Source organism: Gordonia araii NBRC 100433 (assembly GCF_000241265.1).
GTDB classification, from domain to species: Bacteria; Actinomycetota; Actinomycetes; order Mycobacteriales; family Mycobacteriaceae; genus Gordonia; species Gordonia araii.
The window spans coordinates 15,409-30,903 of record NZ_BAEE01000027.1 but is presented as its reverse complement, the minus strand read 5'-3'; the positions used below and the strand labels follow the sequence as shown (position 1 = coordinate 30,903).

The 15,495-nt window shown below is 66.6% G+C and carries 16 protein-coding genes and 2 pseudogenes; 8 read left to right on the top strand and 10 right to left on the bottom strand.

What is annotated here, in order from left to right:
• Position 1: 1 nt before the first annotated feature.
• Positions 2-376 (top strand): DoxX family protein, encoded by a 375-nt coding sequence (locus GOARA_RS04655; protein ID WP_007321143.1) that lies wholly within the window; start codon positions 2-4, stop codon positions 374-376.
• A gap of 24 nt (positions 377-400) precedes the next feature.
• On the opposite strand, the gene GOARA_RS04650 is transcribed toward GOARA_RS04655, so the two are convergent.
• Entirely contained in the window at positions 401-1,897 is a 1,497-nt protein-coding gene (locus tag GOARA_RS04650) for an HNH endonuclease signature motif containing protein (RefSeq protein ID WP_007321142.1), read from the bottom strand.
• A gap of 160 nt (positions 1,898-2,057) precedes the next feature.
• Positions 2,058-2,900, bottom strand: a complete 843-nt coding sequence (locus GOARA_RS04645) for a CE1 family esterase (RefSeq protein WP_007321141.1) — start codon at positions 2,898-2,900, stop codon at positions 2,058-2,060.
• Positions 2,901-3,004: 104 nt separating this feature from the next.
• Here GOARA_RS04645 and GOARA_RS04640 point away from each other — a divergent pair, with 104 nt between their 5' ends.
• The 6 genes from GOARA_RS04640 to GOARA_RS19695 all read left to right on the top strand — a co-directional run bounded on the left by GOARA_RS04640 (position 3,005) and on the right by GOARA_RS19695 (position 7,046).
• Positions 3,005-3,889, top strand: coding sequence for a DUF3558 family protein (locus GOARA_RS04640; protein ID WP_007321140.1), 885 nt, complete (start codon positions 3,005-3,007; stop codon positions 3,887-3,889).
• On the top strand, positions 3,889-4,425 hold the full coding sequence (locus tag GOARA_RS04635) for a DUF3558 domain-containing protein (protein WP_007321139.1): 537 nt from the start codon (positions 3,889-3,891) through the stop codon (positions 4,423-4,425). Before GOARA_RS04640 ends, GOARA_RS04635 begins: the two co-directional genes overlap by 1 nt.
• A 14-nt stretch (positions 4,426-4,439) precedes the next feature.
• Complete coding sequence (locus tag GOARA_RS04630; protein WP_007321138.1) at positions 4,440-4,823, top strand: hypothetical protein; 384 nt, start codon at positions 4,440-4,442, stop codon at positions 4,821-4,823.
• A 396-nt stretch (positions 4,824-5,219) separates the two neighbouring features.
• The gene (locus tag GOARA_RS20105; RefSeq protein ID WP_170317432.1) at positions 5,220-5,375 is read left to right on the top strand and encodes a hypothetical protein; all 156 of its coding nucleotides are present in this window, start codon (positions 5,220-5,222) and stop codon (positions 5,373-5,375) included.
• A 99-nt stretch (positions 5,376-5,474) separates the two neighbouring features.
• Positions 5,475-6,107 carry a TetR/AcrR family transcriptional regulator gene (locus GOARA_RS19700; protein ID WP_007321136.1) on the top strand — a complete coding sequence of 211 codons (633 nt, stop codon included), beginning with the start codon at positions 5,475-5,477 and terminating at the stop codon, positions 6,105-6,107.
• Positions 6,108-6,116: 9 nt separating this feature from the next.
• Positions 6,117-7,046, top strand: coding sequence for an oxygenase MpaB family protein (locus tag GOARA_RS19695; protein ID WP_007321135.1), 930 nt, complete (start codon positions 6,117-6,119; stop codon positions 7,044-7,046).
• Positions 7,047-7,072: 26 nt separating this feature from the next.
• Here GOARA_RS19695 and GOARA_RS04610 read toward each other — a convergent pair whose 3' ends face one another.
• The 4 genes from GOARA_RS04610 to GOARA_RS04595 all read right to left on the bottom strand — a co-directional run bounded on the left by GOARA_RS04610 (position 7,073) and on the right by GOARA_RS04595 (position 12,368).
• Positions 7,073-7,822, bottom strand: a complete 750-nt coding sequence (locus GOARA_RS04610; RefSeq protein WP_007321134.1) for a hypothetical protein — start codon at positions 7,820-7,822, stop codon at positions 7,073-7,075.
• Positions 7,823-7,926: 104 nt separating this feature from the next.
• On the bottom strand, positions 7,927-9,000 hold the full coding sequence (locus GOARA_RS04605; protein ID WP_007321133.1) for a DUF6670 family protein: 1,074 nt from the start codon (positions 8,998-9,000) through the stop codon (positions 7,927-7,929).
• A gap of 129 nt (positions 9,001-9,129) precedes the next feature.
• Complete coding sequence (locus tag GOARA_RS04600) at positions 9,130-11,958, bottom strand: MMPL/RND family transporter (protein ID WP_007321132.1); 2,829 nt, start codon at positions 11,956-11,958, stop codon at positions 9,130-9,132.
• Positions 11,959-11,966: 8 nt separating this feature from the next.
• Positions 11,967-12,368 carry an MmpS family transport accessory protein gene (locus GOARA_RS04595; protein WP_007321131.1) on the bottom strand — a complete coding sequence of 134 codons (402 nt, stop codon included), beginning with the start codon at positions 12,366-12,368 and terminating at the stop codon, positions 11,967-11,969.
• Between the two features lie 282 nt (positions 12,369-12,650).
• Here GOARA_RS04595 and GOARA_RS04590 point away from each other — a divergent pair, with 282 nt between their 5' ends.
• Positions 12,651-12,953, top strand: a complete 303-nt coding sequence (locus GOARA_RS04590; protein WP_211599489.1) for a winged helix-turn-helix transcriptional regulator — start codon at positions 12,651-12,653, stop codon at positions 12,951-12,953.
• On the opposite strand, the pseudogene GOARA_RS20820 reads toward GOARA_RS04590, so the two are convergent.
• The 4 genes and pseudogenes from GOARA_RS20820 to GOARA_RS04570 form a co-directional block, all read right to left on the bottom strand.
• Positions 12,943-13,304 (bottom strand): annotated as a pseudogene (locus GOARA_RS20820) (nitroreductase family deazaflavin-dependent oxidoreductase). The gene GOARA_RS04590 and the pseudogene GOARA_RS20820 sit on opposite strands and share 11 nt — an antisense overlap.
• Before the next feature lie 157 nt (positions 13,305-13,461).
• Positions 13,462-13,836 (bottom strand): annotated as a pseudogene (locus GOARA_RS20815) (TetR/AcrR family transcriptional regulator); the annotation flags it as partial.
• A gap of 19 nt (positions 13,837-13,855) precedes the next feature.
• Positions 13,856-14,635, bottom strand: a complete 780-nt coding sequence (locus tag GOARA_RS04575; protein WP_007321128.1) for a site-2 protease family protein — start codon at positions 14,633-14,635, stop codon at positions 13,856-13,858.
• A complete protein-coding gene (locus GOARA_RS04570; protein ID WP_050947157.1) occupies positions 14,632-15,477 on the bottom strand; it encodes an acyl-[acyl-carrier-protein] thioesterase in 846 nt (281 codons plus the stop codon). The genes GOARA_RS04575 and GOARA_RS04570 overlap by 4 nt, the downstream gene beginning before the upstream one ends.
• Between the last annotated feature and the right edge of the window lie 18 nt (positions 15,478-15,495).

Below are 15,495 nucleotides of genomic sequence, written 5' to 3'. Positions count from 1 at the left end.
AATGAGCGTTGCCGCTATTGCGCTGAGCCTCGTGCTCGTCGTCATCTGCCTGTTCGCCGGCCTGCCCAAGGTGGTTCTGCGAGGCATGCCGACGGCCAATCTGCGGCGACACGGATTCGGCGACGGCAAGATCCGGTTCATCGGGGCCGCCGAGACGGCGGCCGCGGTGGGCCTGCTCGTGGGCCTGCGCTATCACCCGATCGGCATCGCGAGCGCGGTCGGCATGACGATCCTGCTCCTCGGTGCGGTCGGCTACCACGTCGCCTGGGGCGACTACACGGGAGACTCGGCCGACCGTGCGAATGCGATGCCGGCGGTCGTCTCAGCCGTGGTCGCGATCGCGACGGTCGTGACTATCGTCGCCAGTCAGGCGTGAGCGTCGTCGATTTCGCATCGTTCGTCAGGCTGCCACGGGTTCGTTAGTGGCGTTGTCAGCTGCCTTGCGCTCTCGCGCCCGCCGATCCCAGATGGCGTAGAGCACATCGGTCGCATAGCCGAGGTCAAGTGGCCCGTTGCCCTCCGGCGTCAACGCGTCGTGCGCTATTCGGGCATCGGGGTTCCATGACGTCGATTCGGCGGGACCGGGCAGCATGGCCGGCGCTGGTTTCAGTTCGCTGCCCGCGGTCGTCTGGAACCGGAACCGTTGTTTGCCCAGTGCGAGGATGACGAAGTCGTCGTCGTGCAACATGCGATGGTGATGGGCGCACAGCAGGATCAGATTGTCCGGATCGGTCGTGCCGCCCTGCGACCACGGGAGCACGTGATGAATATGCAGTCCGCGAGTCCGGCCGCAGCCTGGTGCTCGGCAGGATCGATCGCGCATGTACACGGTCCGCGTGAGCGCCGGATTCGGGAAGCGACGTTTGCGCCCCCACCACACGATCGGTCCCAGCTGGGGGCCGACGGCATATCGGGAGCTGTCGTGCCCGACGCTGCGCACTGACGCGTTGCAGCGCAGCTCGTCGTGCTGGGCATCGGTGAGGATTGGGCCCTCGTCGAGATGTGCGGTCGCCGATTCTGACCGGCCCGCGGCCTCGGGTTCTGGAGTCTCGTGGACAAGGATCTCCGCGCCAGGGGCGATCTCCGGCATGCTGACCGCGTCGATAACGGCGTCAGCCATCATGACCAGCGCCGGTGCGACGTTGGCGGGCACGTTCCGCCACAAATCGCGGTGTCGCTTCGCCGCGCTTGCGCTGCCTTCCGTCGCGTTTGCGTCACCCTCGTCCAAGCCGCCGAATTCTTCGGCGCGGGGCAGGTCGGCATCGCCATCGACGCGAGTGCGTTCATACTCGGCGCGCACGAGTCCCGCGAGTACGTGGGCGGCGTCGACCGGATTGAGGCACATGCTCATTCGCAGTGAGCCGTCCTCGTTCCATCGCCACGACGCATACGATTCGATCGGCCTGGGCTGGTTCTCCTCGTTCCGGCTCGCGCGCTCCTCGGGATCGTCATAGTCGGTTTGGTTGTCGATCTTCGGCATGGTGCCGACCAGTCGGTCGAGCTGTGCGGCGGTTGCGGAGAGCGCGAAGTTGACGAGTTCGGGTTCGCGCTCCGGGGTGCCGACACGAGTCAGTGCGCGGACCTTCGAGAACGACAGGCGGCCGGCCAGGAGGTGTTCGCGCACCATCGGCAGTCCGGGAAGCGCCCGTGCGACTCGCAGGTGTTCCTGTGCCGTGCGCAGGCTCATTCCTGCCCGCCACGACAACCACTGCGCGCACGAGTGCATCCCGGGGCCCATCCACGCGCCCCGAGCGTCGAACTCGCCGAGGTAGTCCAAGAACCGGCCAGTCAGCACGGCGATCTGTGCCGCATGGCCGAGCACGCGCCGTTCTAGCTCGTCGTCGGACAGGTCGGTAGCGGCAGCGTCGTCGAACAGATTGGTGACCGTCGCAGACATCAGGTTCCCCCCCTTAGAACTGGAGTTCGATTTGGGTTCAGTCTATGGGTGGGGTCGGACAATATTCGGCCTGAAACAAGAGTGACGGATGTGGCGAAAACGTTCCGCGGAACGCCCCGCGCCGTCGGGGCCAGCCGGGTGCGCGCGGCTGGGTTCGGGCCTATAGCCGCGCGAAGTAGCGCCAGGCGACCTGGGTGGCGTTGATCGCCGACGAGGGCGGCCCCAATGTGGGCAGCCGTTTACTGGCGCCCGGCCATTGGTGTCCCATGCCCTCGATGGTGATCAGCTCCACCACGCGGCCCGACGGGCAAGTGGCGGTCGATCGTACGACCGTGCCTACGCGTGAACGCTTGGGTGCCGGGCACCGCGCGAGGCGACGCAGCCGCTGATCGACGGCTTCGATGGCCTGGCCGTCGACCTGCGCCGAGCCCGACCCGGTGCCTCCCTGGTAGCGCACCCGCGGATCGGCCGTGCCGTGGATCTGCAGCACCGAAGCCGGTCGTTCGCAAGAACTCACCAGGGTGCCGGCCACTGAGACGGCACCGCGGAACACCGACGTCTGGCAGACCGCGCGCAACGCCATCATCGCGCCGTTCGACATGCCGGCGATGAACACGCGCTTGCGGTCCACCGGAGCTTTGCGCGCTACGTCGTCGACGACCCGCCGCAGGAAACCGAGATCGTCGACGTTCCTCGACTGAGCCTGGCCACAGCACCCGCCGGCGTTCCACGAGCGGGCGATCCCGTCGGGGTAGGCGACGACAAAGCGTCCCGCCCGTGCTTGCCGGTTCCAGCCGTAGTCGCGTTCAACCTGCTTGCCGGTGCCGAAGCCGCCGTGCAGGACCACGACCAGTGGTGCCGGCGACGCCAGACCCGATGGTCGGTACAACTCGTAAGAATGGGAACCGACCCGCTCGGTGGACCGGCTGTCGGCGAATGCACTCGGCGCTCCGACCGCGCTGAGAGCGACAAGGGAGCCGACGGCCACGGCGAGCATTCTCATAGGGGAATCGTATTCTGTTCCCTCGCCGGTCGGCGGCGCTCGCGCGGGTCATTCGCCCGCCCGCTCACAGTCCCGCGATCAGCAGAAGTCGCTACGCTGATCCCATGGCCACTCGAGTTGACTCCTGGATCTGGTCGATCCGGCTGACGAAGACGCGTTCAGCGGCCGGTGCCGCCTGCCGCGCCGGGCACGTGCGCGTCAACGGTGCGACGGCCAAGCCGGCACAGGTGGTCACCGTCGGTGACGAGGTGCGCGTCCGCATCGGCGGACGGGAACGCATCGTCGAGGTGGCCCGCGAGGTCTCCAAACGGGTCTCCGCTCCCATCGCCACGGCCTGCTACATCGACAAGTCGCCGCCCCCGCCGTCGAAAGAGGTCTTGGCCAGCCAGCCGCGCCGCGACCGGGGCGCCGGACGGCCCACCAAAAGGGAACGTCGCGAACTCGACCGGTTCCGCACGTCCATGCCCCTCGTCGCGATCCTCGCGGCGATCGTGCTGGCCGTCGCCGGCTGCGGTGGCGGCGGCTCGAACGGCGCTGGGAAGAACGACGAAGGCCCGCCCGAGGCTCCCGCCGAAGCGGGCACCGGGCCGCACTTCGGCGAATGCGGCGGGGTGACCACCGAGGAGGTCATCCGCATCACCGGCTTCGGCGGCCTGCAGAACATGGTGAACAACACTTCGTCGTGCGAGTGGTCGTCCAACAACCTGCGCTCCGGTGCGGTCGCGTCGTTCAACTGGTACCGCGGCTCGCCCATCGACCGCGAACGCGCCACCGAGCAACTCTCGCGCGCGGTCACCAAGGACATCGAGATCAACGGGCACAAGGGCTTCATCGCCTGGGACAACACGATCTGCGAAATCGGCATCGCCTTCGGCGCCGACTTCTTCGAATGGTCGGTCCGCGCCGACTACGCGTCGGAAATGTCCACCGAGAAGATCTGCGACGCGACGAGGACACTCTCGCGCATGTCGATTGAGAGGTCGTCGTGATGAAACGAGTACGACGGGGAGTCCTGATTGTCGCGGCTCTCGTATCGACGCTGGGGATGGTCGGCTGCACGACGCCGGGCGATCCGCAGCCGCAGGGTGCCGGTCCACAGCCCGGTCAGATCAACACCGACCGCTTCGACAAGCTCACCCTGGAATGCCAGATTCTCGAACCGATGCAGATCGGCAAGGCGGTCGGGGGCGCGGTCGGCTCACCCGGTTTCAACGGCGCGATCTGCCGGTGGACGGTGTTCGGGCCGTCGATGATGACGGTTACTTTCAACTGGTTCGAGTGGGGCAGCGTCACCGTCGAACAGCGCACCGCCAAGAAGATGGGCTACGAGACCGAGAACATCAAGATCAACGGGCGCTCGGCCTTCACTCAGCGCAAAGGCGGCCGCAATGTCTGCGGCGTGACCGCCAAAGCGCCGAGCCGGGGGATCTACACGTGGTTCGTCGAATCGCTGGGTCCGCCGTCGGGTGACCCGTGCGACGGGGCGAAGAAGCTGATGGAGCTGGTCCTTAAGACGAGTGCGTAGCGAGACGTAGATCGATGACGTCGCCGCCTCCCTATCCCGTACCGCCGCCGCCTCCGCCTGCCGCACCCGCCGGTGGATCGTGGCGGTCGGCCAATGTCGCCCTCACCGTCGTGGCCGCGATCCTTCTCGTGCTCGGCCTGCTCGGGCTTCTTGCGCTCGGTGTGTTCGCCGTCCTCTCCGGATCGATCTGCGGCATGTCGTGCGATGCGGCTCAGACACTGGTCGGTCGGGCGTGGTGGGCCCTGGGGATCGGCGGTGCCTTGGCGATCGTCTCGGCGGTCGCATCACTCTTCTGGCGCCGCTGGTCGAGCGTCATTCTCGGTGTCGGCGTGCTGATCGTCATCGCGACCGCGCTGATCATGATGTCGATCATGTCGACGCCGTTGAGCGAGGTGTAGAGAAGCAGCTCAGAGCTGCCAGTTTCCTGTCAATTCGCCACACCGTGAGGTGTGCGTACCGTATACAGGCTAATTTCAGCTTGATACCGCGATCACAGTGCGTTCGATTCGTCCCAGAAGGAGGAATGTGCGATGAACAAGTGTTTCCGCAGCAGTCTTCTGAGTTGTTTGGCAGGTGTGATGCTGGCCGCGGCGATCGTCGCTATACCCAGCCCGGCTGCAGCGCCCGCTCACGCGGCCTGCAGTGCCTACGATCCGGATGGCAGCATCAACTGGTCATGTGGCTGGCAGCTTCCCAAGTTCCCCAAGCCGCGAGCCCCGAAGTTCAACATGGGTGGTCCGCGCCCTCCGTTGACACCCAAGAACAGCGTGTGGTGCACCTCGAACTTCGTCAATATGGGCAACGGCACTGGCTGGACTCTGACGCATGTCACCAAGTACGACATCAGGTTCTGGCCCGACTACTACCGCCGGACCTACCAGGGCGTCGATTGGACCGGCTACGGGTGGCGACGGCTCAACACCTACGAGCGCGTCGACTGTGACGCGTAGAGGGTGGTAGTACGGCGACTCGACGCTGCGTAAGAACACTTCCTTCGCGCGTGAAGGATAATTCTTCACTTATGTAGGAAATCGGTCTACGATGATCGCATGACCACGACCATCCCACCGGCGCGTCGAACGCGCGCCGCGCATCTGGGACCCGACCGTCGCCGGCCGCTGGTGCTGGACGCCGCTTTGAGAATTGCAGTCGATGACGGATTGGCCGCGGTGAGCATCGCGTCGATAGCCGCCGCGATGGGTGTCACCCGGCCGGTCGTCTACGCCTGCTATAGCGACCGTGTCTCGCTCCTCAGCGCCTTGTTGGATCGCGAGTCGAGCTTGCTGCTGCAGTCGACCCTCGACGCCCTGCATTCAGCGTCAGGCGATGATCCCGACCAGGCCTTCGTCGATGGATACCGGGCTTTGCTCGCAGCGGTCACCGCTAGGCCCGACTCGTGGCGGCTAGTGTTCGACGCCCGCCCAGATCCAGAGGTCGCAAGGATTGTCGCGGACGTGCGTACGACGGTCGCGGACGCTTCGACTCGTTGGATCGCTCCGGCGCTGCAGAAATGGTGGGACACCACCGAACTCGACCGCAAGCTGCCCGCGCTCATTGAGCTGTTCATCTCTTCCTGTGAGGCGGCCGTCCGCGTGATGCTCGACTCGACCAACGACCTCACAGCCCAAGACCTGGCCGTGCTCTACGGCCGCATGATGTCTGCCGCGTACCGCGCGGCATAAGGAGTCACCATGTTCGATCTCGCCGACTACCGCACAACCGACTACGGCTTCTTCGGCCCCGACTCGATCTCCTGGAAGCTGTGGAGCAGCCCGACGGCGGTGATCGCCTTCCAGCGGTCGGTCGTCCTCGAGCACTTCGACGCTCCGCTCGCCGCCGCCGTCGCCGACATGGGCGGGATCTACGACGACCCGGCCCGTCGTCTCGACGCGACGCTGGCGTACTTCCTCACCGTCGCCACCGCCGACTCGAAGACGGCGATCGCCGCGGCCGAGCACCTGATGGGCGTGCACGCCCAGGCCACCGGCATCGAACCGATCACCGGTAAGCGCTACAGCGCCAACAACCCGGCCTCGCAGCTGTGGATTCACGTCACCGGCTGGCATTCGGTCCTCAAGTGTTACGAGGAATACGGTCCGCGCCCGCTCACCGACGAAGAGGACCGTCAGTACTGGGCCGAGTCGCGCATCGCCGCCGAGCTGCAGACCTGCGACCCTGCCGACGTGCCGCGCTCCCGTGCCGAGGTGCACGAATACTTCGAACGGGTACGACCGTCACTGTGCACCAGCGAACGGGCCCGCACCGGCATGCACTACCTGCTCCGGACGACCGGGGACAAGGCCGGCTGGAAGTTCTGGATCGCCAGCCGCCTGATGGCGCCGGCGTCGATCGCGACCCTGCCCAAGTGGATGCGCGAGCTCGGCGGCTTCGACCAGCCCGGCGTCGTCGACGCCGGGATCAAGCTGCCGGCCCGGATCGCGGCGCGGATCGTGGGGCACCCGGCGGTGAACGTCCGGGTGATCGACAAGGTCGCGCCGATGACGGCCGCCGTTCTGCACGCGCATCAGACCGCGGGGCAGCCCGACAACGCTGTCGTCGTCACGCCCACGCACGCCCGCGAGCTGTACGGGACGGTCAATCGCAAGGTCGCGGCCGGCTGATCGTCGCCCATCGCGGCGGCAAGAGGTCACCCGTTGACGTAGGTTCCGAGAACGCGCTTGAGGTCGGCGAAATCCGGCTGAGTGTGGATCCGGCTGTCCTTAGCGTCGCCGTAGACCATCGTGATCGTTGGGCAGTCCTTCGTCCGGTTGCCGTCGACCTCCACGTCGGCAACCTTCTTGCCGGTGCGCGGTTCGATCACCCGGCCCTTGTACTTGCCCTGGTACACCGGCACCGTGCCCTTGTCGAACTCGCACTCGCCGACCTTGTCGCCCGACGACACGTCATCGAGGCAGGCGACGAGCTGATACTGCTTTTCATCCTGGAAGCGCCACTCCGGAGGAGAGTCATAGGGCGTGTCCACCTGCTTTAGTCCCGATGTGGTTCCGCTGCGGGTGAAGACCATGATCGGGTGCGGGCCTGCGCCGGTGTACGCGGCGGACTGGGGGAAGTAGGTCTTGTCGCACACCCGGGCGAGGTCGTAGGAGTTGTCGAGGTCGTCGGCCGGTTTGGTGGACCAGAACGTCCAGTAGACGGAGTAGGCGAGGGCGGCGACGAGCACGATGCTGACCGCACCCATGATGCCCTTCCCGAGGGGACTGATGGGCGCGGGCTGACCGCCGCTGCGCTTGGAGCGGATCGTCGAAACGATGACGACGGCCAGCGGCAGGATCGCGCAGATCGCGAACACGACGCCGGGAATAACGCCGCCGCGGTTGAAGGACATGAACGAGAACGCGGCCGAGGCGATCGTGAAAAGAATGGCCAGGCGTAACACGGGAACCCCCTGCGCAGTAAGTGGACTCGGAAAGACTAATCCCGTGGGGTCGATTGTTCGTCGGAAAGTCGACTGTTCGTCGGACGCCGAGGTACGGCGCGACGCTAGTCGCGGATCCGCATCTCCACCCATTCGAGGTAGCCGATTCCACTCACGTCCTTGCCGTGGAACTGCCCGGCGTAATCGTAGGATCCGGCGTACCCGTTTCCGTGCCCGTACCGCAGGGTCTGGTCGACCTCGCACGTCAGGTGCAGCACCTGCTCGCCGTCACGCCTGGCCGTCCACGTGTGGCGGAGTGGCACGCGCATCGCGATCCCGTTCGGCGCGATGCGCGGCTCGCGCTGGTACTCGTCGACGGTGAAGTCGACGTCGTCGAGCACGTCGGCCGTGCCGTCGGCGTTGCGCACGTGGACCAGCCGGCAGGCGACCGAGCCGCGTGCGGTCACCTCGGTGAGCAGCAACTGCGTCACCTCGTCGAGCTGGATGATCTGGTAGGTGAAGAAGTCGACCGGCAGTCGCCACGGCCGGCGGACCGGCTTGGCCGTCAGCGACTGGGGACCCATGCACCGCGCGTACTCGAAGGTGCCCAAGCCGGCGAGCGAGGTCGACGTACCGTCGGCATCGACGATGGTGCCGGTGTAGGGCGCCAGCAAACTCAGGTGCTGATAGATCGGCGTGCGGGTGAAGTAGGAGACCTGGTCGGTGAGATTGAGCGACAGCTCGAAGGTGAACGAGTCGAACAGCCCGTGAACTTCGACGCTGTCGCCGTCCCGTGTGATCGTCAACTGCTCGTCCCATGCCAGGCGCGAACCGTCGTCGGCGAATTCGCAGTCGGCGTGTGCGTCATAGGCCGCATAGTGATGCTGATCGTCGTGGGCGGTCGAACACAGGAGGGTCGAGTTCGTACGGACGTCGTCGGAGGCGATCGTGCCGTCGTCGAAGATCTCGGTGCCCGTCGTGCCGATGAGCGTCATGACGTTGAGGAACCGGTGCGGCTCGGACAGGCTGGGGATGAACACCCCGTAGTGCGTCCACGCCCATCGCTTGGAATCGGTGTAGGGCAGCATCGGCGGGTTGCCGGCGTAGGGCATGCGCGAGTACTTGAGCCGCGAGTCCAGCGCGGGGCGGGCGACGTCGATGGCCGTCTTGGCCACCGCCGTCGAGAAGATCCTCGGCATCGAGCGTCCTTTCGCAGCATTCCTACTCCTACGTAGGAATGTTTCTCCGATCCTTGCGGCTCATCGACGGAGAGGTCAATGGGCAGCGGGCATGGCGAGCGTCATGACCCAGGTCACATGTGAGCCAGATCACCCGGTACCCCGCTTGTCCCAGGCGAAGAATCTCGTCGGCCACCAGAACCAGCGCCCGGTGATTCGCGCGATCGCCGGCATGACCAGCGAACGGATGACGAGCGTGTCGATGAGCAGCCCCAAGGCGACGGTCGTGCCGATCTGGCCCACGTTGCGGGCGTCGCTGGCCAGCATCGCCAACATCGTGACTCCGAAGGTGAGGCCGGCCACGGTCACCACGCTGCCCGTGCCGACCATGGCGCGGATCAACCCGGTGCCACCCCCGCGCGAGTACTCCTCGCGGAATCTGCTGACCAGCAGCATGTTGTAGTCGGCGCCGACCGCGACGAGGAAGCTGAAGGAGATCGGGGCCACCGACCAGTGCAGCGGATTGCCCAGCATTCCCTGCCAGAGCGCCACCGACAGTCCCATGGCCGCGAGATAGGAGAGCGTGACGGTGCCGATCACCGCGATGGCCGCGATCAGGCTGCGGAGCAGCAGGAGAACCACGCAGAAGACGAAGGCGTAGGCGGCGACGACGATCGCGATGAAGTCCTCGTGGGCGAACGACTCGATGTTGAGCAGCGTCCCACCCGGGCCGCCGATGCTGACGGTGGAACCGGCGAGCGAGGTGCCCTTCAGCGCGCCCGTGGCGGCGGGAATGACCTCGGCGCTGACATCCATCGCCTCACGGCTGAACCCTTCGATCTCCGGGGTGACCACCATGCGGGTGGCTTTGCCGTCGGTCGAGAAGAAGTGCGGCATGCCCGACTGGAAGAGTGGACTCTCCAGCGCCTGGCTCGGGAGGAAGAAGAAGCTGCCGGGCGCCCCGGCCGCGTAGGACTTGCTCACCTCGTCGATGAAGTCGGTGATCTCCTGGGTCTGCGGCAGCAACGCGCTCAGGGTGCCCTGCAGAGGGCCGACGACGTCGCGGGCTTGGGCCAGGGCGGTCCGCAGCGCGGGGATCTGCTTCGCCGCGTCGGGCAGGGCCTGACTCACCGTGTCGGCGCCCGCGGCGAGTTCGGCGACCGCCGATCGCAGGGCCGGAAGGTCGTCGAAGGCCGACAGCCCGGCGAGTGCTTGCCTGCACTCTTTGATCTGCTTGCAGCGCGGGGTGCCGGCAATGGTCCGACGGGCCGGGTCGAGCGCCTGGGTGAGGTTGTCGACCTTGTTCAGCGTCGAGTCGGTGGTGCTCGTGAGCCGTCGCGACGCTTGGGCCAACGTCTGCGCCCCGGCATTGCCCCGGTCCAGCGCCGAGGCGAGGCCGTTGACCGCCGAGTCGAGGTTGTCGAGCGCCGTCGAGATCGATTGCAGATCCGAGATCCGATGCTTCAGCAGGCTGGTCATCTGGGTGAATCGGTTGCCGATGTAGCCGACCTGGTTGGTCAGCGTCCCCTGGTCGAGGGGCCGGCCCAGGGGCCGCGTGACGCCCTGGACGGCGTCGATGCCGTGAATCGACGCCACCGCATCGGTCAGCTTGGACAGTGCGATGAGATCCGCGGGATTGCGCATGTCGTGGTCGGACTCGATGATGAGCACGCTCGGCGCCATCACGTTCGGGGCCAGGTGGCGGTCGGCCGCGGCGAATCCCAGATTGGCGGGGGAGTCGGCCGGCTGCGCCCGCCGCTCGTTATAGCTCGGCGCGTAGAACGCCAGCGGTGCGATGGCCACCGCGATCACCGCCAGCGATCCCGCGAGCACGGGGACGGGCCAACGGGCGACGCAGGTGCCGATGCGATGCCAACGGCGCGTGGTCGCCGTGTCCTGGCGAGGTTCGGCATAGCCGTGCCGACTGAGCACCGCCAGAACCGCGGGCCCCAGGGTCAGCGCCGCCAGCAGCGTGATGATGATCGCGATGGTGCACGGCAGGCCGGCCGTGCTGAACATCGACAGACGGGTGGCGGTCAGGCAGGCCATCGCACCGGCGACGGTCAGCGCCGACGCGATCACGATGTGCTGCACCCCGGCCAGCGCCGCGTAGTACGAGTCCTGCGGGTTCATCCCCTGACGCCGATTCTCTTGATAGCGGCCGAGAAGGAAGATCCCGTAGTTCGTGCCGGCGCCGAGTACCACCACAGCGGATAGTGCCGCGGCGAAGATCGACACGTTGATGAGGTTCTGTTCGGCGAGCAACGCGATCGTCGAGCGAGCGACGGCCAGTCCCGCTCCGACCGTCAGCAGCGGTACCGCGACGGTGAACGGCGAACGGTAGACGAACATAAGCACCAGCGTCACCAGCAACGCACTCAGCGCCACCAACAGGAACATCGAGTCGGCGATCGCCACCATCTCGTCGTTGACCACCGCCGACGGACCTGTCAGGTGGACGTCGACACCGGTCGGCGGCGAACTGTCGGCGATGACCTCGCGCGCCACGCGGGTCGACTCCATGGCCAACGCGGTGCCCATGTTTCCGGTGAGATTCACCAGCGCGTACGCGACCTTGCCGTCGCTGCTCTCGGCGACCGGCGCGAGATCGGGATCGGACCAGAGGTCCATGACGGAGCTGACGTGCTCCGTGTCGGCGGTTAGTTTGCCGAGCAGATCCCGGTAGTAGACGTGTGCATCGGCGCCGAGGCGGTCGTCGCCTTCGAGGAGCAGGTAGACGAAGTTGTTGCTGCCGCCGCCGCCGAAGTACTCGCCCATCTTCGTCAACGCCTGCACCGACGACGCCTGGTCGGGAAGGAAGGACTGCGCCTTGCGCATGACGACCGGTTCGAGCTGTGGCACGGCGATGTTGAGCACCGCGATCAGCAGCAACCAGATGACGATGACCGGAACCGAGAACCGGTAGAGGAGCCGTGCGGATCTGGGGCGGTCGGAGTTGACGGGGGCTGGTGACGTCATCGAGGTTCCTAAGCGGTGGGGACGGCGCAGTTGACGACCGGTTGGGAACGCTCCGCCCGTTCGGCGGCCCGTTCGGTGCCGTTGACGCGCACCGAGCACCGTGCGGTCCCGGTCGCATGGATTTGTGCCAGCACGCCGGCGGCGGTGGTGAAGTCGCGCGTCGTCAGCGTGGTTCGCCAGGGCAGGGTGACCTGCTCGTCGGCGACTCCGCCCCCGGGCACGAGGTAGGACACGGTCGCACGTGCGCCCGGCGGCCCGGAGACGCTGTACTCGACGAGCTTGGTGCGCGGCTCACCCACACCGGCCGCGGTCGGTGCGTGCCCCATCGCGCGGTCGGGGATCTCACTCAGGCGCAGACGGCCGACGTAGAACGCGGACACGGCCAGAACCGCGATGACGACGACGGCCATCCAACGGGATCGTGGCCGTTCGCGCTGGTCACGCGACGAGAATCGCTGCTTCAAGGGTGTACCTCCGGTTGGTACAGATTATGTATCGATGACAATGAACATTGTCAATGTTTGGTCGTGAACGGTGTTGGCCGTCATCCCCGTAGTCTGGGTGTGACCGGGGTCACCGGAAATCTGGTCTGGGTTCGGCGGAGCATCGGCCAGAGATAGAATCGACACATGTCAGAGCGTGCGCCATTGCCGGGACGGCCGGTTCGTGGATCGGAGACCGGCCGACCGCTGATGGCTGCCTTCGATCTCCTCGGCCGTCGCTGGATGCTGCGGATTCTCTGGGAGATGCGGAGGGGTTCGGTTCGATTTTCGGAGTTCCGCGACCGCATTCCGGAGGCATCGCCGACGACGATCTCGCAGCGGCTGGACGAATTGGTCGCCGCGCGGATTGTGAACCAGGGGAGATCGGGCTACCGGCTGACCAAACACGGCGCAGGGCTCTTGCTCGCCCTGGGGCCTCTGGAGTTGTGGGCGCAATCATGGGGCGCGCGCGTCGCTGAGGCCGGTGACCAGGAAAGCCGGGTTAATCGGTGAAAGTGATTCGCACCGATATGGGGTCGCTCTGCAGCGCTCGAAAGCTGGCGGCCGTCAGCGGCGCGAGGAACCGATGGGTGGCGAACGTGCGCGTCCGTGCGGCGACATCGTCGTCGGGGCGGAGTTCGGCCACTCCGGATCGCCAGGTACGTCGCTGACGGATGCGGACCGTCGGGTTCGTCGCGATGTTGTGAACCCAGCCGCGCGGCGCCCGTGCTGGCTGACCAGCCAGGCGCCGGTCTCGTCGAATCTTGCCGCGACCGGAACGCGCCGCGGTTGGCCGCTCTTGCGTCCGATGGTTTCCAAATCGGTCGCCAGGTTCGTCGAGAAGGTGAGGAAGAAATCCTCCATGACGGCCTCGACGTCGTCGAGAGGTTGCGTCGACTCCATGGCGGTCGCCACGATGACCGCCCCTTCGATCGCGGCAATCATGGCGGTGGCGCGCCCGGGCGGCCGTGCGGTCCAGACCGCCGCGCTCGACGAGTGCGTCGGCGAGCAGGGCGATCCACGACTCGAAGGCTTTACCGGCGGTTCTCGCGGCGAGCGGCGCGTCCGTGCCGCCGACGGCGGCCGCGGCGATCGGGCAGCCCGTTCGGAAACCGGACGATCGCAGGGCGTCCTTCCGCCAGGCCAGAACGAGGCCGGGGACCTCGGTCAGGTTCGCGGTGCGATCGATGATCGAAGCGATCAGAGCGGCTGACCGACGCCCTGCGACGTCGGTGGCGGCAGCGACGAGTTCGGCCTTGCCGCCGGGAAAATTCAGATAGATCGTCCGCCGCGATCGGCCGCTGTGTTCGATGATGTCGGCGATGCCCGTGCCGGCCACTCCTTGACGCCGGACGAGTTCGATCGTCGTCGCGATGAGGTCTTCTCGTGAAGCCATGAGCGCTCCTTCGGATGCGTCAGCGCCAGAATACGAAGAGGTTCCAGCCGTAGCTGATCAGCCAGCGGGGCAGACCGGACAGGTCGACGAGGCCGAACACCACGTCGAAGAATGCCCGGTTGAGCGCGGGGACGAAGAGCAGCGCGAAGATCAGCAGAAACCCGTACGGCGCGATCTTGTCGGCGGTCGCGCGGATGTCGTCGGGGAGCCATGGCTCGATCGCGCCGTAGCCGTCGAATCCCGGGACCGGAAGGATGTTGAGCACGGTCGCGGTGATCTGCAGGAAGGCGAGCATGACCAGCGCACCCGCCAGGTTGCGGTGCTCGTCGGCGTCCACCAGTCGTGCGACGGCCAGCAGCGCGACGCCCAGCACGAGATTCGTGGCGGGGCCGGCCAGCGAGACGCGCGTGCGCTGCATCTTGGTGAAGCCCTGAGTATGGAGATAGACCGCGCCGCCGGGGAAGCCGATGCCGCCCATGAGGATGATCAGCAGCGGTAGGCCGATCGACAGCCCGGGATGGGTGTACTTCAACGGGTTGAGCGTGAGGTAGCCGCGGGTGTCGACCGAGGTGTCGCCGAACCGGTACGCGGTGAACGCGTGCGCGAACTCATGCAGCGACAGCGAGATCACCCAGCCGGCCAGCACGAACAGAACCGCGCCGGTGATCGCGAGCGCGGTGCGCTCGGATCCGCTCTGCGCCAAGAGGTACAGGCCGGCTCCCGCGACGAGGAGCAGGCCGAGGAAGACCGGTCCGGGCCGGACCTTCTTGAGTGCCTCGGAGGTCGTGGGCGCGGTCACGTCGGCAGGGGGCCGAGCGAGATGGTGGCGGCCACCTGCTTGCCGTCGCCCTCCTCGTCGTGGAGCAAGAGCCAGAGGGTGAGGGTGTCGCCGTCGCGGAGGCGGCGGATCGTCAGCGAGGCCCCGGGCTCGATCGGCCGCAGGTATTCGATGACCATCCGGTGCGGGCCCTCGATCAATTCGGGATGCGCCAGCACCTCGTCCTCCAGCACCGCCAGGTATGCGGCGTTGTTGAGGTGCTTGAACGGGTCGTAGTCGACGGCGCGCAGCACGTGCTCGCGGTCGGGTTCGCTGCCGGCGTCGGGCGCCTTGACCGGGTTCATCGCCTTCCAGCGCAGCCGGTGCTCGGTGGTCATTTGGCTCAGCATCTCGAACGCCTCGTCGGACAGTCGGGTCGGGATGCCCTGGTCGTTGACGAGGATCCAGAAGGCCTCCGTCTCGATCAGCCCGTCGGGCCGCTCGTCGGGGTTGAACATGTTGGTCTCGTGCTTGGCCGTGAACCGGACGCGCATGTTGGTCCAGCGGGTTGAAAGCGCGCCGCACCAGCGCTGGGCGGTGATGGTCGCCGGCCAGGTGATCGGGGAGATGACGTCCACGACCGTCCGCCGCACGATCCAGTACGGGTCGGTCTCCCAGAACTCGGTCGCCTCGATGTTGTCGTTGGCGACGTCCTGCAGGAAGCGGGCCACCGCGTCGAGGCGGACGCGCATGTCCTGGTCGATGTCACCGGTGCGGACGCGGTACTGCGCTTCGAAGTATCTGGCGTTGTCGGGTCGATCGGCCAACGGCTGTGGCGGCGTGGGGGTGTCGGACACGTATCTCCCTTGTGGATAGGCCGTCATCCGTGCGCTAGAGTTAGT

Excerpts from the sequence above, each read along its gene's own strand:
- GOARA_RS04655 (WP_007321143.1), top strand. The coding sequence starts at position 2 with ATGAGCGTTGCCGCTATTGCGCTGAGCCTCGTGCTCGTCGTCATCTGC.
- GOARA_RS04650 (WP_007321142.1), bottom strand. The coding sequence starts at position 1,897 with ATGTCTGCGACGGTCACCAATCTGTTCGACGACGCTGCCGCTACCGAC.
- GOARA_RS04645 (WP_007321141.1), bottom strand. The coding sequence starts at position 2,900 with ATGAGAATGCTCGCCGTGGCCGTCGGCTCCCTTGTCGCTCTCAGCGCG.
- GOARA_RS04640 (WP_007321140.1), top strand. The coding sequence starts at position 3,005 with ATGGCCACTCGAGTTGACTCCTGGATCTGGTCGATCCGGCTGACGAAG.
- GOARA_RS04635 (WP_007321139.1), top strand. The coding sequence starts at position 3,889 with ATGAAACGAGTACGACGGGGAGTCCTGATTGTCGCGGCTCTCGTATCG.
- GOARA_RS04630 (WP_007321138.1), top strand. The coding sequence starts at position 4,440 with ATGACGTCGCCGCCTCCCTATCCCGTACCGCCGCCGCCTCCGCCTGCC.
- GOARA_RS20105 (WP_170317432.1), top strand. The coding sequence starts at position 5,220 with ATGGGCAACGGCACTGGCTGGACTCTGACGCATGTCACCAAGTACGAC.
- GOARA_RS19700 (WP_007321136.1), top strand. The coding sequence starts at position 5,475 with ATGACCACGACCATCCCACCGGCGCGTCGAACGCGCGCCGCGCATCTG.
- GOARA_RS19695 (WP_007321135.1), top strand. The coding sequence starts at position 6,117 with ATGTTCGATCTCGCCGACTACCGCACAACCGACTACGGCTTCTTCGGC.
- GOARA_RS04605 (WP_007321133.1), bottom strand. The coding sequence starts at position 9,000 with ATGCCGAGGATCTTCTCGACGGCGGTGGCCAAGACGGCCATCGACGTC.
- GOARA_RS04600 (WP_007321132.1), bottom strand. The coding sequence starts at position 11,958 with ATGACGTCACCAGCCCCCGTCAACTCCGACCGCCCCAGATCCGCACGG.
- GOARA_RS04595 (WP_007321131.1), bottom strand. The coding sequence starts at position 12,368 with ATGGCCGTCGTCGTCATCGCGGTTCTGGCCGTGTCCGCGTTCTACGTC.
- GOARA_RS04590 (WP_211599489.1), top strand. The coding sequence starts at position 12,651 with ATGGCTGCCTTCGATCTCCTCGGCCGTCGCTGGATGCTGCGGATTCTC.
- GOARA_RS04570 (WP_050947157.1), bottom strand. The coding sequence starts at position 15,477 with ATGACGGCCTATCCACAAGGGAGATACGTGTCCGACACCCCCACGCCG.